The sequence below is a fragment of the Kushneria sinocarnis genome (assembly GCF_003633775.1).
GTDB lineage: Bacteria > Pseudomonadota > Gammaproteobacteria > Pseudomonadales > Halomonadaceae > Kushneria > Kushneria sinocarnis.
In genome coordinates, this window is sequence record NZ_RBIN01000006.1 from 247232 (window position 1) to 268129 (window position 20898).

General features: G+C 62.2%; 14 protein-coding genes and 2 tRNA genes. 11 read left to right on the forward strand and 5 right to left on the reverse strand.

Annotated elements, in window-relative coordinates; all coding sequences use genetic code 11:
* Positions 1 to 69 precede the first annotated feature (69 nt).
* The 3 genes from C7446_RS11595 (at position 70) to C7446_RS11605 (ending at position 1366) form a co-directional block, all read left to right on the forward strand.
* The gene (locus C7446_RS11595; protein ID WP_121173259.1) at positions 70 to 351 is read left to right on the forward strand and encodes a hypothetical protein; all 282 of its coding nucleotides are present in this window, start codon (positions 70 to 72) and stop codon (positions 349 to 351) included.
* A gap of 460 nt (positions 352 to 811) precedes the next feature.
* Positions 812 to 1138 carry a hypothetical protein gene (locus C7446_RS11600; protein WP_121173260.1) on the forward strand — a complete coding sequence of 109 codons (327 nt, stop codon included), beginning with the start codon at positions 812 to 814 and terminating at the stop codon, positions 1136 to 1138.
* A gap of 12 nt (positions 1139 to 1150) precedes the next feature.
* On the forward strand, positions 1151 to 1366 hold the full coding sequence (locus tag C7446_RS11605; RefSeq protein WP_121173261.1) for a hypothetical protein: 216 nt from the start codon (positions 1151 to 1153) through the stop codon (positions 1364 to 1366).
* A gap of 243 nt (positions 1367 to 1609) precedes the next feature.
* On the opposite strand, the gene C7446_RS11610 is transcribed toward C7446_RS11605, so the two are convergent.
* The gene (locus C7446_RS11610; RefSeq protein ID WP_121173262.1) at positions 1610 to 2929 is read right to left on the reverse strand and encodes a M18 family aminopeptidase; all 1320 of its coding nucleotides are present in this window, start codon (positions 2927 to 2929) and stop codon (positions 1610 to 1612) included.
* A 176-nt stretch (positions 2930 to 3105) separates the two neighbouring features.
* Between C7446_RS11610 and C7446_RS11615 the strand changes: the two genes are divergently transcribed.
* A complete protein-coding gene (locus C7446_RS11615) occupies positions 3106 to 5298 on the forward strand; it encodes a carboxy terminal-processing peptidase (protein WP_121173263.1) in 2193 nt (730 codons plus the stop codon).
* A gap of 146 nt (positions 5299 to 5444) precedes the next feature.
* Here the strand turns inward: C7446_RS11615 and C7446_RS11620 are convergent, their stop codons facing one another.
* From C7446_RS11620 to C7446_RS11635, 4 genes are all read right to left on the reverse strand, one after another.
* A complete protein-coding gene (locus tag C7446_RS11620) occupies positions 5445 to 5687 on the reverse strand; it encodes a hypothetical protein (RefSeq protein ID WP_147408764.1) in 243 nt (80 codons plus the stop codon).
* Between the two features lie 424 nt (positions 5688 to 6111).
* A tRNA-Asn gene (locus C7446_RS11625) sits at positions 6112 to 6187 on the reverse strand.
* 31 nt (positions 6188 to 6218) lie between these two features.
* Positions 6219 to 6294 (reverse strand) — tRNA-Asn (locus C7446_RS11630).
* Between the two features lie 106 nt (positions 6295 to 6400).
* On the reverse strand, positions 6401 to 7372 hold the full coding sequence (locus C7446_RS11635) for a choline ABC transporter substrate-binding protein (protein ID WP_425454111.1): 972 nt from the start codon (positions 7370 to 7372) through the stop codon (positions 6401 to 6403).
* Between the two features lie 196 nt (positions 7373 to 7568).
* Here C7446_RS11635 and betI point away from each other — a divergent pair, with 196 nt between their 5' ends.
* The 7 genes from betI to C7446_RS11670 all read left to right on the forward strand — a co-directional run bounded on the left by betI (position 7569) and on the right by C7446_RS11670 (position 20876).
* On the forward strand, positions 7569 to 8165 hold the full coding sequence (gene betI, locus C7446_RS11640; protein ID WP_211327946.1) for a transcriptional regulator BetI: 597 nt from the start codon (positions 7569 to 7571) through the stop codon (positions 8163 to 8165).
* A gap of 61 nt (positions 8166 to 8226) precedes the next feature.
* Positions 8227 to 9696 carry a betaine-aldehyde dehydrogenase gene (betB, locus tag C7446_RS11645; RefSeq protein WP_121173266.1) on the forward strand — a complete coding sequence of 490 codons (1470 nt, stop codon included), beginning with the start codon at positions 8227 to 8229 and terminating at the stop codon, positions 9694 to 9696.
* Positions 9697 to 9798: 102 nt separating this feature from the next.
* Positions 9799 to 11499: a choline dehydrogenase gene (gene betA, locus C7446_RS11650; RefSeq protein WP_121173267.1), complete on the forward strand. Its 1701-nt coding sequence runs from the start codon at positions 9799 to 9801 to the stop codon at positions 11497 to 11499.
* Between the two features lie 300 nt (positions 11500 to 11799).
* Positions 11800 to 13074: an efflux RND transporter periplasmic adaptor subunit gene (locus C7446_RS11655; protein ID WP_170150069.1), complete on the forward strand. Its 1275-nt coding sequence runs from the start codon at positions 11800 to 11802 to the stop codon at positions 13072 to 13074.
* The gene (locus tag C7446_RS11660) at positions 13071 to 16211 is read left to right on the forward strand and encodes a multidrug efflux RND transporter permease subunit (RefSeq protein ID WP_121173269.1); all 3141 of its coding nucleotides are present in this window, start codon (positions 13071 to 13073) and stop codon (positions 16209 to 16211) included. The genes C7446_RS11655 and C7446_RS11660 overlap by 4 nt, the downstream gene beginning before the upstream one ends.
* Complete coding sequence (locus C7446_RS11665) at positions 16208 to 19267, forward strand: efflux RND transporter permease subunit (protein ID WP_121173270.1); 3060 nt, start codon at positions 16208 to 16210, stop codon at positions 19265 to 19267. Before C7446_RS11660 ends, C7446_RS11665 begins: the two co-directional genes overlap by 4 nt.
* A 196-nt stretch (positions 19268 to 19463) precedes the next feature.
* The gene (locus tag C7446_RS11670; RefSeq protein ID WP_121173271.1) at positions 19464 to 20876 is read left to right on the forward strand and encodes a hypothetical protein; all 1413 of its coding nucleotides are present in this window, start codon (positions 19464 to 19466) and stop codon (positions 20874 to 20876) included.
* Positions 20877 to 20898 lie beyond the last annotated feature (22 nt).

Genomic DNA, 20898 nt, shown 5'->3' on the forward strand with positions numbered 1-20898 from the left:
GCGTCTTACATCAATCCGTGGACAGCTCGCCATGGTCGAGCGTCCCGCCCAGACCACGCAGGTGGCGGCATGAACATCGACCACCAGACCGCGGCCCGGGGCGCCCAGCTCGCCCGGATGCTGATCGACAGCAGCCACATGACCGTGATCGATGCCACGGGTTTTCACCGCCAGGCGGAGACGGCACTCCAGTGCTTCAACGAAGTCGAGCGTCGACACGCACATCAGCTGATCAGTGCCGCCTCGTACGCACTCGAAGCGAGAGCCGGAATCACGCCGGACGGGATGCGCCTCGGCGAGGCCTCGTGCCTGATGGCCCGCCGCCAGCTGAGACAGCAAGACGATGCGTAAGCGTGGGCGTTCGCAATGCCGCCGCGTCAGCGATGACCCCGCCAACCTTTCGGGCGAGCGCGCGCCGGTGAGTAAACGTCAAGGCAGGGGTTCTCAGTGCCCCACATGCACGGTTGCTGCGCCGTGGCCGACAGAGCAGCCCGATGGACTCATGCGAGCTCATCGGAGTGGGGGCCGACGCCAGTTTTCAACCAAGTGTGCAGGACGCCTGGGGCGCCCGGTCTCCACTACCGATGCGTTCGTGATGGCGCGTCAGCCCCAACGGGGTAGTTCCCTGCGTTGCCCGGTCAACCGGCCGGGCCCTTTTACCGGCGCGGGGCAATAACAGGCTATGCAGGGAGAACGAAATGCCAAAGCGCACCGAGATCGAGCACCTGTCTGTATGGCTCGACAAGCCGGCCATACAGCAGGCCTTTACCAATATTGCCAGCCAGATCATCGATGGCGACGCAGCTGGATGATGAAGAGTAAGGCATTGCACTGGCAGGAGCCGGTCACCGCGCCCTGCCCGGTCTGCAACGGATCGGGCGAGTGGGCCGGCATGTTCAGCACCGGGCCCTGTGCGAATTGCGATGGCACTGGGCTTGTCGGCGAGGATGGCGAGCCGCTCGAGCTCCGAGAGCTATTACCGATGATGCGCCGCCAGCGGGATCGACAGTGGGACAGATTGAGGCGGCTCTGGCAGACGCCCGGCGTGCAGGAAGCGGTCGAAGCGCACCGCCAGCGCAGGATCGAGGAAGGTCGGGAATGGGAACGGCAGCAACGCAAACGGCTGCGCGGAGGATGAAGGAGACGAAGCATGGGCACCGCAGAGAAACATGACCCACGATATGTTCAGATCAGGAAGGGAGAAGCTGCCCGGATCCTCGGGCGGAGTCTGAAGAAGTTTGACGAGCTGCGCGCGACCGACCCGGACTTCCCGAAGGGCGTGAAGGATGGCACTGCTCGGAGCGCACCTGTATATTTCCGCCTATCAGACATCTATGCATACAGCGAGAAGCTGATGCAGCGCTGATTTGCTTGTATACGGCCGTGTACATGAGTCGGCAATTCCGGGGCGGACCGGTTGAAAGGCGGGCATTGTTCGATGGCGGGCGTAGCCACCAGATTGAAGAGTCCGAAAGACTCCGATCAAGCCCGGAAGCCCGTAAACACTCGGCTCCGGGCTTTTTCCTTGCCTCTCGAAACGCAGAAGGCCCCGGCATCCATGATGCCGGGGCCTTTTTCATGCTGCAGTTTCAACCTTCATGTCGCAGCATCAATCGAGGTGCTCACGGTTGCAGAAGGCCGTCAGCGCCCGGATCAGGTAGCCCGGATCTGCTGCGCCACTGGTTTCACGAATCGAATGCATGGCCCACTGCGCCAGTCCGATATCCAGCGTCGGCAGGCCGGTGGTGGTGGCGGTCAAAGGCCCGATGGTGCTGCCGCATGGCATGTCGGCGCGGCTGACAAAGGTCTGTACCGGCACATCCACCTGGCGACAGATATCCCGGAACAGCGCCCCGGTGGCACTGTTGGTCGCGTAGCGCTGGCTGCTGTTGACCTTGATTACCGGACCACCATTGAGCTGTGGTGCGTGCTGGGCATCATGCTTGTCCGGCCAGGCGGGGTGGCGGGCATGGGCATTGTCACAGGAAATCAGACGTGACCGCTGGATCAGCCGCACCCGGTGCTCCTCGAAGGGGCCGTCATGACCGGCATCGTATTCGGCCAGCCGCCCCAGCACATCACCGAGGAAGGTTCCCTGGGCGCCACTGGCAGTGCCACTGCCGATCTCTTCGTGATCATTGACAATCAGCAGTGCCCCCTGACGATGGTCACTGGCGATCAGCGCCTCAAGACCGCAGAAACAGGAGAGCAGATTGTCCAGCCGTGCGCTGCTGAGCAGCTCGCCCTCCAGCCCCGTCTGCGCCGGGGGCTGCACGTCATAAAAGCCCAGCTCGAAATCGACCACGCTTTCGAAGTCATCGGCCTCCTGCTGGTGGCGCAGCCACTGGCCGACCAGCTCTTCCAGCGATGGCGGAGTTTCCTTATCCGTGGTCTGACGCAGGATCGGTGCCATCTGGGTCTGGGCATTGATCGCGCGCCCCTGGTTGGCTTCGCGGTCCAGATGAATGGCCAGGCTGGGAATAACGGCAACCGCCCGGTCCATGTTCAGCAGCCGGGATGCCAGCCGCCCCTCCCGCGTGCGCACATGTACCCGGCCGGCAATGCCCAGATCGCGATCGAACCAGGGGGCCAGCAGTGCACCCCCGTAGACCTCGATGCCCAGCTGCAGCCAGTCACGACCCTGCACCACGCCTTCCCGCTTGATGCGCAGCATGGGGCTGTCGGTATGAGCGCCGATGATGCGCAGCGCCAGCGGCGCCGCTTCGGGCAGCTGAAAAGCGATCAGTGCCGAGTCGTTGCGCGTGCAGTAGTAGCGCCCACCGGGACGCAGTACCCAGTGATCGGTTTCCTCGAGACGCTCGAAACCGGCCGCTTCGAGTCGCTCGCTCATGCTGGCCGTGGCGTGCCAGGCAGTCGGCGATTGCTCGAGAAAGCGCAGCAATCGCTCGTTGCTTGGAGACTGAAACATGCTTTTCCCTGTCAACGCTTGTCGTGGATGCCGCCGTCGGCCTGCTACAATCGGGATCTTGTATGTCAGGCTGGTACGTTACCCATCCCTCATAAAGCATGGCCGATGCGGTCGAAAAATCGGAAGTACCTGATTCATCAGGTGTCAGTTTACATGAAACCGGGAGAGCCTCATTGATGAGCCCGTTTGCTATGGTGCGACAGGCGGTGGTGTTTGCCCTGTGTGTCGTGATGGCCCTGCCCACCCTGGCGGCCGAGCAGGACAGGATTGTCCCTACCGATAACGGTGAACAGACCGCGCAGGAAGTCGCCCAGTCACTGCGTTACAGCCACTATGAAGATGTCAGTCTGGATCAGCAGTGGTCCGAAACGGCCTGGCAACGCATGCTGAAGATGATCGATCCCCAGCATGCCTACCTGCTGAAATCGGATGTCAGGCAGTATTCGGATCTCGGCAGCAACTTCAGCGAGGCCCTCGAGAACGGCAATCTCGATCGGCTGTATGAGTTTTACAATCTTTATCAGAAGCGTATCGAGAATCGCCTGCAGTGGCTGCTCGACCAGCTTGAGCATACCGAGCACTTCGACTTCGAAGGTCATGATCGGCTGGCCACCGATGATGAGGATCGCGAATGGGCGTCTTCCCCGTCCCGGCTCGATGAGCTCTGGCACAAGCGGCTGAAGAACGCTGCACTGCAGCTGGCCCTTTCCGGCTCTCCCGAAGACAGCGATACCCGCCAGCCGGGCGAGACCCCCGAACCGGAGATCCCCGGCAATCCGCGTCAGAGCGATGATCCGGAGCAGCACGATGATGAATCGGAGAGCGGCAAGAGCGAAGACAGCCTGCGAATGATGGACGACCAGGCCATCATCAGTCAGCTCGAAAAGCGTTATTCCAATCAGCTTGACCGGGTACGTCAGACCAACAGCGAAGATGTGCTCAGTGTCATTCTCAATGCAGCCGGCAGTGCCATCGACCCGCATACCGAGTATTTTTCACCCAGTCGCAGCGAATCCTTCGACATCCAGATGAAGCTCTCGCTGGAGGGCATCGGCGCCCTGCTTCAGCAGGATGGCGAGTACGTCAAGATTTCCAGCCTGGTCCCGGGCGGCCCGGCCGAGAAAAGCGGACTGCTCAAGCCTGCCGATCGCATCGTCGCTGTCGGTCAGGGTGAAAGCGGAGACATGACCAGCGTGGTTGGCATGCGGCTGGACGAAGTCGTCGATCTGATTCGCGGTCCCAAGGACTCTACCGTACGGCTGGAAATCATCCCGGCCAAGGCAGTGGATACCACTCAGACCAGGATCGTCAGGATCACGCGGGATACCGTCAAGCTCGAGGATCAGGCGGCCAGCAGTCAGGTCATCGACATCACCCGTGATGGCGAGAGGCACCGTATTGGCGTCATCAAGGTGCCGATGTTCTATGTGGACTTCAAGGCCGAGAAGCAGGGCAGGAAGGACTACCGCAGCACGACCCGGGATGTGCACCAGCTGATCGACCAGCTCAAGCAGAAGAATGTTGAAGGCATCGTACTGGATCTGCGTGGCAATGGCGGTGGCGCCCTGCAGGAAGCGAATTCGATGATCGGCCTGTTCATCGATCGAGGCCCCACCGTGCAGGTTCGCGATGCCCAGGGCCGAATCAGCCTGCTGGGCGATACCGATCGGGGCGTTGCCTACCAGGGACCGCTGGCGGTACTGGTCGATCGCCTGTCGGCTTCGGCTTCGGAGATCTTTGCCGGGGCCATCCAGGATTACGGCCGCGGTCTTGTCCTCGGCAATCAGACCTTCGGCAAGGGCACGGTCCAGACCCTCGATGATCTGGATCACGGCGAGCTCAAGCTGACCCGCGCCAAGTTCTACCGGATCACCGGTGCCAGTACCCAGCTGCACGGCGTCAAGCCGGATATCAGCTATCCCAGCCTGGTCGACCCGGACGAAATTGGTGAAAGCGCCCTGCCCAATGCCCTGCCCTGGGATACGGTACGACCGGTCAGCTATCGGCAGTACGGCAATCCCGATCGCTATCTGCCGCCGCTGCGTCAGGCGCACCAGCAGCGCACCAGTCAGGACCCCAACTTCCACTACCTCGAGCGCGAAGCGGAACTGGCCCACAAGCTGCGCGAACAGAACAACAGCGTCAGTCTCAACATCCATCAGCGCAAGCGGGAGATGGAAGCCCAGGAATCCGAACAGCTGTCACTGGAGAATCAGCGCCGCAAGGCACTGGGACAGGAGCCGATCGACAGCTGGGCGGATGCCCGCGACGGCGAGGATGATCAGACCCCCATCGATCAGGCACAGCTGCGAGAGAGCGCCAATATCGTGCTCGACTATGCGCAGCAGCTGCAGGACAGCGGCTCCTGAGCCTCGACCGAGAGCGCTGTCATGGGGGTACGAAAACGGCCATGCCCGAAAGGGCATGGCCGTTTTATCACTCAATGCATACCGGCAACCGTCAGGCCGGACTGCTCGACAGCAGCTGCAGCCGCTACCGGTGTCGCCGAGGTGCGTCAGGCCGCGTCAGACTCCCGACGTATCCAGTTCAGCAGCTCAACGGTATCCGCAACACTCATCTCATAGTCGGACAATAGTCGATTGAGTGCCTGAAGGAGTGCTTCATCGGAATCGGGCCGATCATCCAGCCCGCGCAACATTTCCCCCAGCTGACTGTCCAGTGTCCATTTTTCCTTGATGGACAAAGTACCATTGCGTGCCATGTTATTCCTTTTGAGCCATCCGATGCGTTCGGCCATGCGATACGGCATCCGCAACATGGCGTCGCCGAATCGATGCAATCGCTTGCCAGAAGGTTGAAACAGTCGGAACTTTCCAGCTGATCGAGCGTGACACTCATGTCTTGTTCATCAATGTCACACAGAACACTGAAATAGCAGGAAAGAGACGAACCATGTTGATACATGGGCAGAGCATGCCCATACCGCCCGAAATGCCAATGATTCCGGACAGGGATAAACGCCTGAATAAAGGCGGGAGAAGCCATATTCTTTTAGCAAAGCAGTCCGAATCTGTCAATGCGGGGAGAAGGCACCCTTGAGCACATCAGGCAGCAATGGGACGCAAAAGAGACAGGCAGGCCGTTTCAAATGAAATAATGGCCTTTTCCGGACCGGAAACGCGGCTGCGACAGTGCTTAAAACGGTAACCGACGACCGGATCTGGCTCCCCGAGCAGGACTCGAACCTGCGACCCAATGATTAACAGTCATTTGCTCTACCAGCTGAGCTATCGGGGAATATCCGGATTGTCGGTTCAGAGGCAGGAGTTGGCTCCCCGAGCAGGACTCGAACCTGCGACCCAATGATTAACAGTCATTTGCTCTACCAACTGAGCTATCGGGGAATGCCCTGAACACGCGGCGTAGTATACGCACAGAAAAAGACACGTCAACCCGTCTTCAACCACGCAACCCGGCGAAGCCGGCACGCTTCGCCAGGAGACGCTTAATTTATTCCAGTGCGGCAGCGACTGCGTCAGCACCCGGCTGCCCCGTCACGGTAGTCACCCCCTGCAGCCAGCCTTCGAGTGTTCCCGGATGAGCTGCCAGCCACTCCCGTGCAGCCGCCATCGGCTCACGATCCTCGTTCATGATCGCGCCCATCAGCTCGTTCTCCATGGGCAGGGTAAAGGTCATCTGCTCGAGCAGCCGACCGGCATTGGCACACTCGTTGACATAGCCGCCGCGGGTATTGGTATAGACCGTGGCGCCCCCGAAGTTGGGACCGAAATAGTCATCCGCTCCGCTGAGATAGCCGATCTCGAACCGGGTATTCATGGGATGCGGCGCCCAGCCGAGAAAAACGATCCACTCCCTGTTACGAACGGCAGTACGCACCTGGGAGAGCATGCCGGCCTCACTGGATGCCACCAGTTTCCAGTCCCCGAGGCCGTCGAAATCCTTATCGATCATCTGCTGGATGATCTGATTGCCATCATTGCCGGCTTCAATGCCATAGATCCGTTCATCGAAACGGTCACGATTCGCATCGAGCTCCGCAACCGAGGTAACACCGGCATCGATGACATACTGCGGCACCGCCAGGGTGTACTTGGCGCCCTTCAGATTGGCGGTCAGCCGATCGACCTGCCCCTTGTCGATATAGGGGTCACTGATGGAGGCCATGGATGGCATCCAGTTGCCCAGAAAGACATCCAGATCGCCGCTCTTGAGTGCCGAATAGGCCACCGGCACCGATACCGTTTCCGCACGGGTAGCGTATCCCAGTGCCTCGAACACGGTGCGCGCCAGCGCCGTGGTAGCGGTGATATCGGTCCAGCCGACCTCGGCGAAGCGAACGGTCTGACAGGACTGCGGCACCTCCGCGCGGGCGGTTGTCGCCATGGTGGCACTTCCCGCCAGCACCAGTGCTGCCACCACTCTGCCCACCCCTGTTCCGGCTGCTCTGACCTGCCCTTTCATCGCTCATTTCCTTGTATTGTTGGACAAATGGCCACTGCAGCACCTCGCTTGTCGACAGTGACCGAAACACGATGATTATCATCACCAATTATCGTACTCTGGTAAACATAACACCATTTTTTATTGATTGACCATTCAATAAAAAACGCTACAATGCAGCGATACATTACGAGCGTCGAAACTCGAGGAGAGACGCGTGCCAAAGCTCGGAATGGAGCCGATACGCAGGCAGCAGCTGATCCAGGCCACCATGACCGCCATCGACGAAGTGGGACTGGCCGATACCACGGTCGCCGTGATTGCCCGCAAGGCCGGCGTTTCCACCGGTATCATCAGCCATTACTTCGGTGGCAAGGATGGCCTGCTGGAAGCAACCATGCGCCGTATCCTGGGAGATCTCGGTGAATCGGTTCGACAGCGCCAGGCCATCCTCGAACAGGACACCGCGCGGGGTCATCTGCGGGCCATCGTCGAGGGTAATTTCGATCGCAGTCAGGTCAGCCAGTCGGTCATGAAGACCTGGCTGGCCTTCTGGGCCACCAGCATGCACAAGCCCTCGCTGCAGCGCTTGCAGCATGTCAATGACCGGCGCCTGCACTCCAACATCTGCTACCAGTTCCGACGCCATCTCGACCATGAGCAGGCCCGGAGTGCCGCCAGCGGCCTGGCCGCGCTGATCGATGGCCTGTGGCTGCGCGGCGCCCTGGCGCCGGAAGGCATCAATATCACTCGTGCCGTGACGCTGGGCCATGAATACGTGGAAGAGCAGCTGGCCAACACCACGGCGCCCTGAGCACGAGAACGTCCCGGCGTCTCGACATACTGTTTCATACCCTTTGAAGAGGAGACTCGCCATGGCCGAATTCGATCGTCAGCAACTGTTCATCGGCGGCAAGCGCGTGGACGCCACCTCCGGCAAGACCTTCAACTCCATCAATCCCTGGGATGGCAGCGTGCTGGCCGAAATCCAGCAGGCCGCCCGGGCCGATGTCGATCGGGCCGTAGAAGCTGCTCGAGAGGGGCAGCAGGCATGGGCGGCCATGACCGCAATGGAACGCTCGCGCATTCTCAACCGGGCCGTCGCCCTGCTGCGCGAGCGCAATGACGAGCTCGCACGCGTGGAAACCCTCGACACCGGCAAGCCGCTGAGCGAAACCACCGTGGTCGACATCGTCACCGGCGCCGATGTGCTCGAATACTATGCCGGACTGGCCATGTCGGTCGAAGGCGAACAGATCCCGCTGCGCACGGACTCCTTCGTCTATACCCGCCGCGAGCCGCTGGGCGTGTGCGGCGCCATCGGGGCATGGAACTATCCCATCCAGATCGCCTGCTGGAAGTCCGCCCCGGCGCTGGCCACCGGCAACGCCGTGGTGTTCAAGCCCAGCGAAGTGACGCCACTGACTACCATGCTGCTGGCCGAGATTCTCAGCGAGGCCGGCCTGCCCGATGGCGTGTTCAATGTCGTGCATGGTGACGGCAGCGTCGGCGCCATGCTCACCGAGCATGAGGGAATCGACAAGATCTCCTTCACCGGTGAGGCCGGCACCGGCAAGAAGGTAATGAGCGCTGCGGCCTCGTCGTCGCTCAAGGATGTCACCATGGAGCTGGGCGGCAAGTCACCGCTGCTCGTGTTCGCCGATGCCGATCTCGATCGTGCCGCCGACGGTGCCATGATGGCCAACTTCTACTCTTCCGGTCAGGTCTGCACCAACGGCACCCGGGTCTTCGTCGAGCGCTCGGTAAAGGCCGAATTCGAGGCCAGACTGCTCGAGCGGGTCGAACGCGTGCGCGCCGGCGACCCCCTGGACATGGCCACCAACTTTGGTCCGCTGGTGAGTTTCGAACATCTCGAGAAGGTCACCGAGTATCTGGAGATCGGCAAGCAGGAGAATGCCCGGCTGCTGATCGGGGGCTCGCGCATGAGCGAGGGCGACTTCGGCAAGGGGGCCTTCGTGGCACCGACCATCTTCACCGACTGCAGCGACGACATGCGCATCGTGCGCGAGGAGATCTTCGGGCCGGTGATGGCGGTGCTCGCCTTCGATGACGAGCAGGAAGTCATTCGTCGCGCCAATGATACCGAGTACGGGCTGGCCGCCGGCATCTTCACCGAGGGACTCAATCGCGCCCACCGCGTGGTGCATCAGCTCGAGGCCGGCATCTGCTGGGTCAATACCTGGGGCGACTCGCCGGCCGAGATGCCGGTGGGTGGCTACAAGCACTCCGGCGTGGGCCGCGAGAACGGCATGCTGACGCTGGATCACTACACCCAGGTGAAATCGGTCCAGATCGAGATGGGACCGTTCGAATCCGCCTTCTGAGACGCCTCTGCCGGGGCGTTATGGATGCCATCAGCGATGGCATCCCCTCTCCCGAATGAACAGCGGCCAAGCCGATGGCCGACAGTAAAGCCAGGAGGGCCCATGGCTCAGATCCATGAATACGATTACGTGATCATCGGTGCAGGCTCGGCCGGCAATGTGCTGGCCGCCCGCCTGACCGAGGACGAAGGCGTCAGCGTACTGCTGCTGGAAGCCGGCGGTCCCGACTACCGCTTCGATTTCCGTACCCAGATGCCGGCAGCGCTGGCCTATCCGCTGCAGGGCAAGCGCTACAACTGGGCGTTCGAAACCGATCCCGAACCGCACATGAACAACCGTCGCATGGAGTGCGGTCGTGGCAAGGGACTGGGCGGTTCGTCACTGATCAACGGCATGGCCTATATCCGCGGCAATGCCATGGATCTGGAAGGCTGGGCCGAGCTGCCCGGGCTGGAGGACTGGCATTATGCCGACTGCCTGCCCTATTACCGCAAGGCCGAAAGTCGCGACATCGGGGGCAACGACTATCACGGTGATCACGGGCCGGTCAGCGTGGCGACGCCCAAACCGGGCAACAACCCGCTCTACCGCGCCTTCATCGAGGCCGGGGTCCAGGCGGGTTACGGCGCCACCGACGATCTCAACGGCTACAAGCAGGAAGGCTTCGGGCCGATGGATCGCACCACCACACCCCACGGCCGGCGCGCCTCCACCGCCCGTGGCTATCTGGACATGGCACGCGAACGTGACACCCTGACCATCGAAACCCATGCCATGACCGATCGCATCCTGTTCGAGGGCAGGCACGCCGTCGGTGTGGCCTATTCACGCAAGGGCGAAGCGCGGGAGGTGCGGGCGCGTCGCGAGGTCCTGCTGTGCGCCGGTGCCGTCGCCTCGCCGGCGATCCTGCAGCGCTCCGGGGTGGGCGATCCCGACTGGCTGCAGGAAGCCGGTGTCGGGGTGGTGCACGAGCTGCCCGCGGTCGGCCGCAATCTGCAGGATCATCTGGAGATGTACATCCAGTATGAGTGCAAGCAGCCGATCACGCTGTACTCGGCGCTGAAATGGTACAACCAGCCGCAGATCGGCGCCGAATGGCTCTTCCAGGGCAAGGGAATCGGTGCCAGCAACCAGTTCGAGGCAGGCGGTTTCATCCGCACCGGTGAGGGCGAGACCTGGCCGAACCTGCAGTATCACTTCCTGCCCTGTGCCATCAGCTACAATGGCAAGAGCGCCGTTCAGGCACACGGCTTTCAGGCACACGTCGGCTCAATGCGCTCCAAGAGCCGCGGTCGCATCCGCATCCGCTCGCGCGATCCCGATGAGGCGCCCAGCATCCTGTTCAACTACATGAGCGAGGAGCGCGACTGGCAGGAATTCCGTGATGCCATTCGCATTACCCGACGGATCATGGAGCAGCCGGCGATGGATCCGTACCGCAGGCGCGAGATCTCGCCGGGCCCCGAAGTGCAGAGCGACGAGCAGCTCGACGAGTTTGTCCGCAATGAAGCGGAGACTGCCTATCACCCCTGTGGCAGCTGCCGCATGGGCGAAGGCCCGGAGACGGTAGTCGACGGCCAGGGCCGGGTCCACGGCATGGCAGGCCTGAGAGTGATCGACGCCTCACTGATGCCGGTCATCGTGACCGGTAATCTCAACGCCACCACCATCATGATGGCGGAGAAGATCGCCGACCGGGTGCGCGGCCGCAAACCGCTGCCCCCCTCTCGGGCGCCCTTCTATACCGCCCATCGCGAACAGCAGAATGCCAGCGAGGCCGATCCGGCAGCCGCCCACGAATAACGAATGGCGCACCCGCCGTGGTCTTCTTCATGACAGGGCGACCCTCGGGTCGCCCTTTTTCGGTCAGCCCGGCCACGGCTTCCGGAAGAGAGCATCGGACGATACTCTGCATCAGGCAGTGTCAATGCTATGCTGGGTCGCTTGTGCCAGCGCCGTGACACGCTCGCCATAGAGTGCATACTCTTTCCATGATTCCAGCCCTGCCAATTGGTTATGCTGGGAAAGCCCTCGGGGTGTCGTACCGTTCGTGCAGCGGTCACCCACTCGGGTATGCTTTCGCCAATACAGTATGAAAGGCTCATGACAGAATCACCCCGGAAACACCGCAAGCGCTGGTTCATTCTCCTGTTGCTGTTGATCGTGATGATCGGGCTGGCCGTTGGCTGGTGGCTGATCCACCGGGGTGGCGGTGAGCAGGAAAATGCTTCTGACGGGGGCCAGAGCCGGGGGGGCGGTGCTACCTCGGTCGCCGCGATTGCCGCCAGCCGCGAGGATTTCCCGGTCTATCTCTCCGCACTGGGCACGGTCACCTCCCTGCACCGGGTCGAAATCCGTCCACGCGTGGAAGGCGAGCTGCTGTCGGTCAACTTCCGGGAGGGAGACCGGGTCGAGAAGGGTGACGTGCTGGCCCGCATCGATCCGCGAACCTACCAGGCCCAGCTCGATCAGGCCAAAGGACAGCTTGAACAGGACCTGGCCCAGCTGAAGACGGCTCGCCAGAACCTCGAGCGCTATCAGAAGCTGATCAAGACCAACTACGTTTCGCGTCAGGATCTCGAGGAGCAGCAACAGCTGGTCGAGCAGTATCAGGGCACGGTGGCCGCCGATCGGGCCAATGTGCAGGATGCCAGGGTACAGCTGGACTATACCACCATCGAAGCACCGGTTTCCGGGCGCATCGGGATTCGCAATGTCGACCCGGGCAACATCATCCAGCTCGGTGACGAGGACCCCATCGCCACCCTCACCCAGCTCTCCCCCATTTCGGTCATCTTCTCGATGCCCTCGCAGTATCGCGCTCCCATCCAGCAGCAGTTCGACAGCGACGGCAGTCTCACCGTCCAGGCACTCGACAGCGATGAGACCACCGTGCTGGCCCGGGGCCAGCTGACCAGCATCAACAGTCATGTCGACACGGCAACCGGCACGGTGCGCATGCGGGCAGGCTTCGATAATGGCGATCTGACCCTGTTTCCCAGCGCCTTCGTCAATGTTCGCCTGAAACTCAGGACCATCGCTGACACCATCGTGATTCCGCTGACCGCGATTCAGAACAGCGACCAGGGCAACTTCGTCTATGTCGTCAGTGACGACGGCAAGGTCAGTCGCAACGCCATCGAGGTGGCCGCCAGCGATGATCTTCATGCGGCCGTCAGCTCGGGGGTCGAAGCCGGCCAGCAGGTCGTGGTCGATGGCGTCGATCGACTGCGCGATGGCGCCAGTGTCAAGGTGGTCAGCCATACCCTGCCCGGTGAGTCCGACAGTGACGTCACGGCGGACAGCAACCACGGCCAGGGGGATGCCCCGGACGCCGGTTCGAATCCCGAACAGACAGGCCACAGCGCGAATTCATGAATCCATCGCGTCTGTTCATACTCCGCCCGGTCGCCACCTCACTGGTGATGATGGCGATCCTGATCGCCGGCATTCTGGCCTATCGGCTGCTGCCGGTAGCGTCGCTGCCGCAGGTCGACTACCCCACCATCCAGGTCAGAACGCTCTACCCCGGCGCCGGGCCGGACGTGATGCTTTCCAACGTCACCGCCCCGCTGGAGGATGAACTCGGCGAGATCTCCGGGCTGGAGGACATGCGCTCGACCAGTACCGGCGGAGCCTCGATCATCACCCTGCGCTTCGGGCTGGATATTGATCAGGGAGTGGCCGAACAGGGCGTGCAGGCAGCCATCAACCAGGCCGACACCCTGTTACCGGACGACCTGCCGATGCCGCCCAGCTACAGCAAGGTCAATCCTGCCGATGCGCCGGTCATGACCCTGGCGGTCAGCTCCAGCTCGCTGCCGCTGACCCGGGTCTACGATCTGGTCGACACCCGCATGGCCCCCAAGCTTGCCCAGGTGTCCGGTGTCGGTCTGGTATCGCTCGCCGGCGGTCACCAGCCGGCGGTCCGGGTCAGGGTCAATCCGCGAGCGCTGGCGTCACGCGGGCTCGATCTGGAAGCGGTACGCGAAGCCATTGCCAGTGCCAATGTCAATCAGGCCAAGGGCAGCATCAACGGCCCCTATCGGGCGCTGAGCATTGATGCCAACGATCAGCTGGTTTCCGCCGATGAGTATCGCGACCTGATTCTCAAGGACAACGGCGATGGCGCCGTGGTGCGGCTGCAGGATGTTGCAAGAGTCACCAGTGGCGCGGAGAACGCCTGGCTGGCCGCCTGGGCCGATCGCGAGCAGGCGGTGGTGGTCAACGTGCAGCGCCAGCCCGGCGCCAATGTGATTGATGTCGCCGACTCCATCCGACAGCTGCTGCCCAATCTGGAAAGGTCGATGCCGGGCAACGTCGATGTCCGGGTACTGACCGATCGCACCACTACCATCCGAGCCTCGGTGCATGATGTGCAGTTCGAGCTGGTACTGGCGGTCGCTCTGGTCGTCATGGTGACCTTCCTGTTCCTGCGCAATATTCCGGCCACCATCATTCCCAGTCTGGCAGTTCCCCTGTCGCTGGTGGGTACCTTCGGCGTCATGCATCTGGCCGGCTTCAGCCTCAACAATCTGACCCTGATGGCCCTCACCATCGCCACCGGCTTCGTGATCGACGATGCCATCGTGGTGCTGGAAAACATCATGCGTCACGTCGAGCGCGGAGAACCCCCGCGTGAGGCAGCGCTCAAGGGCTCGAGGCAGATCGGCTTCACCATCGTCTCGCTGACGGTTTCACTGCTTGCGGTACTGATCCCGCTATTGTTCATGGGAGACGTGGTGGGCCGCCTGTTCCGGGAGTTTGCCATCACGCTGGCAATCTCGATCGTGATTTCGGCCTTTGTGTCGCTGACCCTGACGCCCATGCTCTGCTCGCTCATGCTGCGTCGTCGCCGCACCGCTGAGCCGGCCGAGGACCACCGCAACGAGGATGATGTCGAAGCGCTGATGCGCCAGCGCTCCGGCCTTTTCGGCCGGCTGCACGGCGGCTACGACCGGGCACTGCGCTGGGTACTCAACCATCAGTACCTGACGCTGATCGTGGCCGCTGCCACCTTTGCCGTCACCGCGGTACTGTATCTCTCGATTGCCAAGGGGCTCTTTCCGACCCAGGATACCGGGGTCATTCGTGGTATCTCCGAGGCGGAACAGTCGACCTCGTTCAGGGCCATGGCGCATCGCCAGCAGCAGCTGGCCGATCTCATCCTCGAGGATCCGGCCGTCGAGAGCCTCTCCTCCTTCATCGGCATCGACGGGACCAACACCACCCTCAATACCGGCCGATTCCAGATCAATCTCAAGCCGATCGACGAGCGGGATGCCAGCGCTACCGAGATCAGTCAGCGGCTGACCGAAAGGGCTCGCAGCGTGGCCGGCGCCACCCTCTATCTGCAGCCGATCCAGGACCTGACCCTGGAAGACACCATCAGCCGCAACCAGTACCAGTTCAGCCTGGTCAACGGCGATCGCAGTCAGCTCGAAAGCGTGGTACCGGCCATGCTTCGGCAGCTGCGGGACTCCCCGGCCATCTCCAGCGCCACGACCGATCTGCAGAACAACGGGCTGGCACTGCGCCTGAAGGTCGATCGCGACCGGGCCAGCCGGCTCGGCGTGAGCATGGCCGATATTGATGCCACCCTCTATGACGCCTTCGGGCAGCGACTGATCTCGACCATCTTCACCCAGTCCAACCAGTACCGGGTGGTCCTGAGTGTGTCAGACCGACAGCAGGATGGCCCGTCCGCCATCGAGCATCTCTATGTCACCAGCGAGGATGGCGAGCAGGTCCCCCTGTCGACGCTGGTTTCTCTCGAGACCCGCCCCCGGGCGCTCTCCATCCAGCGCGAAAACCAGTTTCCGGCGGCGCTGATCTCCTTCGATGTCGCCCCCGGACACTCGCTGTCGGAAGCCTTCGATACCATTGATCAGGCGCGTAGCGACATAGGGCTCACCGATGACACGCGACTCGACTACCAGGGCTCGGCACGCAGCTTCGCCGGCTCCACCAGCAACACGCTGTGGCTGATTCTGGCGGCCATCGTCACCATGTACATCGTGCTGGGCATTCTCTACGAGAGCTTCATCCACCCCCTGACCATCCTGTCGACGCTGCCATCGGCGGCCATCGGCGCCCTGCTGGCACTGATGCTGACCGGCCATGAGCTCGGCATGGTCGGTATCATCGGCATCATCCTGCTGATCGGCATCGTCAAGAAAAACGCCATCATGATGATCGACTTCGCCCTGCAGGCGCAGCGCGAGGGCGGCATGCCGCCCCGCGAGGCCATCTATCGGGCCGCCCTGCTGCGCTTTCGTCCGATCATGATGACCACCTTTGCCGCCCTGCTGGGCGCGGTACCGCTGATGCTGGCCTCCGGCTATGGCGCCGAGCTGCGCCAGCCCCTGGGCCTGTCGATGGTCGGCGGGCTGCTGGTCAGCCAGCTGCTGACCCTGTTCACCACCCCGGTCATCTATCTGGCGTTCGACCGGCTGGTGCCGCAGCGCACGCCGCACCAGGGGGATGATACCGACCGGCAGGAAGCGACCTCGTGAGCCTGTCGGAACCCTTCATCCGGCGCCCGATCGCCACCGCCCTGCTGACCCTGGCGGTGGTGCTGTCAGGCATGCTGGCGTATGCCCGGTTGCCGATCGCGCCGCTGCCCGATGTCTCCTTTCCGACCATCGTGGTCAGCGCCCAGCTCTCGGGGGCCAATCCGCAGACCATGGCCTCGACGGTAGCGACGCCGCTGGAGCGCTCGCTGGGGCAGATTGCCGGCATCAACCGGATGTCCTCGTCGAGTTCGCGGGGCACCACCCGGATCACGATCCAGTTCGATCTCGACAAGGATGTCAACGAGGCGGCACGCGAGGTGCAGGCCGCCATCAACCGCGCCGAGCCGCTGCTGCCCAGCGCCATGACCAGTCCGCCCTCCTACGACAAGCTCAATCCCTCCAGCGCACCGATCATGATCCTGGCGCTGACCTCGGATGCCATCAGCCAGGGGCAGCGCTACAACCTGGCCGACGAGGTGATCGCCCCGCGCATTGCCCAGGTCGAGGGCGTCGGTGATGTCAATGTCGGCGGCAGCTCGTCGCCGGCAGTGCGGGTCGATCTCGATCCGCGCGCGCTGGAGCACGCCCGGCTGGCACTGGGCGATGTCCGGCAGGCGATCATGGCGGCCAACAGCAACCGCCCCAAGGGCTTCATCGACGGCGAACAACACCGGCTGATGGTCGACAGCAACAGCCAGCTGTTCGACGCCGCCGACTACCGCGCGCTGGTGCTGCGCGATGACGGCAGCGGCAGCGTGCTGCGTCTCGGCGATGTGGCCCGGGTGACCAATGGGGTCGAGGATGAGCAGCGCATCGGCTTTCTCAATCATCAGCCCGCGGTACTGCTGGTCATCAGCCCCTCGGCTGGGGCCAACATCATCCAGACCATCCAGGGCATCCGCGATCGCATGCCCACCATCGAGCAGGCCCTGCCGGGTGACGCGCGTCTCAGCGTGGTGCTCGACCGCTCGCCGGGGATACGCGCCTCGCTCAACGAGACCCAGTTCACGCTGATCCTGGCCGTGGTGCTGGTGGTGCTGGTGGTCTTTGTGTTCCTGCGCAGCGGGCGGGCCACGCTGATCCCCTGTGCCGCCATTCCGGTTTCGCTGATCGGCACCTTCGGCGTCATGCATCTGCTGGGTTACTCGCTGGATACGCTGTCACTGATGGCGCTGGTGGTGGCCATCGGTTTCATCGTCGACGATGCCATCGTCGTGGTCGAGAACATCGCCCGCCATCTCGAACGCGGCGAGCCCCCCTTCCGGGCAGCCCTGCAGGGCGCGCGCGAGGTCGGCTTCACGGTGCTGTCGATGAGCCTGTCACTGATTGCGGTATTCATCCCGCTGCTGCTGCTGGGCGGGCTGATCGGCCGGCTCTTCCACGAGTTCTCGATGACCCTGGCCACGGCCATCGTGGTCTCGCTGCTGGTATCGCTGACCCTGACCCCGATGCTGTGTGCCCGATGGCTGCGTGTCCCGGCTGCGCGCGAGCGTCCTCCCCTGTGGCAGCGCCTCATCGAACGCAGCGGCACCCTGATCACCCGGGCCTATGCCCGCAGTCTGGACTTCTCGCTGCGCCATCGTCGCCTGACCCTGCTCTCGCTGGTAGCCGTGATCGTCCTCAACGGTTATCTCTATACGGCGATCGACAAGGGCTTCGTGCCCGATCAGGATACCGGCCGGCTACTGGGTTTTGCCCGCGGTGATCAGAGCCTGTCGTTTCAGGCCATGAGCAGCAAGCTCGACCACATGCGCGAGCGACTGATGGCGGATCCGGAGGTCGATCGGGTGCTGGGATTCATCGGCGGTGGCCGGGATGGCAGCAGCAGCGAGGCCACCCTGTTCATCACGCTCAAGGATGATCGCAGTGCCGATACCAGCGCGACTGCCAACCGCCTGAGTGCCATGTTCAGTGATACCGCCGGCCTCAATGTGTTCATGTTCGGCCTGCAGGATCTGCGCGCCGGCAGCAGCAGCGGCAGCAGCGGTCAGTACGAGCTGACGCTGAAAAGCGACAGCCTGGAGCTGCTCGGCCAGTGGTCGCCGAAGGTGACCGAGGCACTGCGGGAAGTCGATGCCATTACCGGCGTCGACAGTGACAGCCGCAGCCAGGGCCAGGCAATGATGCTGGTGGTGGATCGCGACCGGGCCTCACGGCTGGGGGTAGACATGGCAGCCATCGACGATGTGCTGCAGAACTCCTTCAGCCAGCGCAAGGTCTCCAGCGTCTATCAGGGTACCAATCAGTACTACGTGGTCATGGAGGTCGGCAAGGCCTGGCAGAACTCTCCCCAGGTCCTGAAGCAGATCCATGTCATCGATGGGGACGGCAACCGTATCCCGCTGGCCAGCATTGCCCATCTCGAGCGCAGTACCACACCGGTCAGTGTCAGCCACGAGGGACAGTTTGCTGCCACGACCATTTCCTTCAACACCGCCACCGGGGTCAATCTCGACGAGGCTACTACCGCCATCAGCAATCGGCTGGACAGTCTCAATCTGCCGGTTGATATCCAGGCCGACTTCGGCGGCAGCGCGGCCTCCTTCCAGAGTGGTGTGGCCGCCATGCCGTGGCTGATCCTGGCTGCCCTGCTGACGGTCTATCTGGTGCTGGGGATTCTCTACGAAAGCTACATCCATCCGCTGACGATTCTATCCACCCTGCCTTCCGCCGGTATCGGCGCACTGCTGGCGCTGATGCTGCTGAACAAGCCGTTCACGCTGATCGCCATGATCGGCATCATCCTGCTGATCGGGGTGGTCAAGAAGAACGCCATCATGCTGGTGGACTTCGCCCTGGATGCCGAGCGCACACGCCAGCTGAGTGCCCGTGAAGCCGTCTACGAGGCCGCCATGGTACGTTTCCGACCGATCATGATGACGACACTTGCCGCCATTCTGGGCGCCATTCCCCTCACGCTGGGCACCGATGAGAACGCCGCGCTGCGTGCACCACTGGGCATTTCGATCATTGGCGGCCTGCTGGTCAGTCAGCTGCTGACGCTCTACACCACGCCGGTGGTCTATCTTTATCTCGATCGCCTGCGTCGGCGCTGAACGCTTGCCCCCACCGGCGCCGGCCCTGCCCCGGGCCGGCCCTGACCGTTTCTACTGGCCTGAAACCAACGTCACTGATATCAATCAGTGTTCACGAATTTGTTACGTCACCTTGACATCCATAAGCCAGAATTATAAAAAACATCAAACTTCACAATAATATCAGACTTCCAATACAACGAACGGGGAACACAACGTGACCAGAACAACCTTCCAGACACTGGCCATTGCCCTGGGTGTGTCCAGCACAGCGCTGACCGCACCCCATGTCTTTGCTGAAACCAGCAGCGAACAACAGACCATCCAGCAGCTGCGCCAGCAGCTGAACCAGATGCAGCAGCGCCTGGAGCGACTGGAAAGTCAGCAGAACATGCAGGGGGGCAGCGCCGCCAGCGCTTCCACACAGGGGGAGACCGCCCCGGGCAAGAGTGCGGAGAGCCAGCAGTACAACAGCAGCAGTCAACAAAGCCTGGCGGAAAAGAACAGCTCGATGCTCGAGCAGATGCAGCAGACCGAGTTCAGCGCCACCATGGAATTCGGTCATGCCATCAACGACTGGGATGACACGGACAAGGACACCGGCGGCGACATCGACTTCAACAAGCTGATTCTCGGCTTCGATGGCGAGGTGGATGACTTCCTCTACTCCTTCCAGTACCGCTTCTATGACGGCTACCGCTTTTTGCACCACGGCTGGCTGGGCTATGAGTTGAGCGACAGCGACACCATCAAGGTGGGGCTGGTACAGACGCCGTTCGGCAACATGGATTACGGCTATCTCGGCTGGTACGGCACCCTGCCCTATCTCGCCGGCTTCAACGACAACCAGAACCTGGGCGTCAAGTGGCATCACGAGAACGGCCCCTGGACCACCGACCTGGCCTACTTCAAGAACGATCAGCTGGGCAGTTCCAATACCAGCTATGGCGCCAATCCGCCTGGCGGGACTGCTGACCCGACCTTCAACGATGACGGCTCCATCGATAGCGTCGGCGATCAGGGTAACCAGTCGGAAAACCAGCTGGCGGCACGTGCGGCCTATACCTTCGGCTACGACACCGACTACACCACCGAGATCAACGCCTCCGCCAAGGGCGGTCAGCTCTACAACGAGCGAACCAATGACTCCGGGGACAACTGGGCAGCCGCGCTGGGGCTGAACGGCAACTACGGCAACTGGAGCGTGCAGCTGCAGGGCACGCACTACGAGTATCACGCCAAGAATGCCCCCGAGTCAGAGACCGGCATCTCCGACAACGTCATTCAGATCGGCGCCTTCGACTTCAACTACCTGATCCCGGCCAAGGGGCAGATGTACAACGTCAGTCTCGCCTACAGCATGGATGTCGACTGGGGGCCGATCGAGAACGTCTACTTCTTCAACGACTACAGCTACATCAGCCCGGACGGCGACTACTCGGCTATCAATGGCGGCGACGGCAGCATGAACGATCCGCAGCTCAACGACCTGGGCTTCAAGCTGACCGCCGGCCCGTACTACGCCTGGTTTGACATCATTACCAACAAGAACGGCCTGAACTATTTCGGTTCGCCGGTCGACGATGGCTGGCACACCAGCTATCAGACCCACTTCGGGATCAACTTCTGATCCTCTGCAGGCCCCTACGGGC

Coding starts and splice junctions, on each gene's coding strand:
- C7446_RS11595 (WP_121173259.1), top strand. CDS start 70: ATGAACATCGACCACCAGACCGCGGCCCGGGGCGCCCAGCTCGCCCGG.
- C7446_RS11600 (WP_121173260.1), top strand. CDS start 812: ATGAAGAGTAAGGCATTGCACTGGCAGGAGCCGGTCACCGCGCCCTGC.
- C7446_RS11605 (WP_121173261.1), top strand. CDS start 1,151: ATGGGCACCGCAGAGAAACATGACCCACGATATGTTCAGATCAGGAAG.
- C7446_RS11610 (WP_121173262.1), bottom strand. CDS start 2,929: ATGTTTCAGTCTCCAAGCAACGAGCGATTGCTGCGCTTTCTCGAGCAA.
- C7446_RS11615 (WP_121173263.1), top strand. CDS start 3,106: ATGAGCCCGTTTGCTATGGTGCGACAGGCGGTGGTGTTTGCCCTGTGT.
- C7446_RS11620 (WP_147408764.1), bottom strand. CDS start 5,687: ATGGCCGAACGCATCGGATGGCTCAAAAGGAATAACATGGCACGCAAT.
- C7446_RS11635 (WP_425454111.1), bottom strand. CDS start 7,372: ATGAAAGGGCAGGTCAGAGCAGCCGGAACAGGGGTGGGCAGAGTGGTG.
- betB (WP_121173266.1), top strand. CDS start 8,227: ATGGCCGAATTCGATCGTCAGCAACTGTTCATCGGCGGCAAGCGCGTG.
- betA (WP_121173267.1), top strand. CDS start 9,799: ATGGCTCAGATCCATGAATACGATTACGTGATCATCGGTGCAGGCTCG.
- C7446_RS11655 (WP_170150069.1), top strand. CDS start 11,800: ATGACAGAATCACCCCGGAAACACCGCAAGCGCTGGTTCATTCTCCTG.
- C7446_RS11660 (WP_121173269.1), top strand. CDS start 13,071: ATGAATCCATCGCGTCTGTTCATACTCCGCCCGGTCGCCACCTCACTG.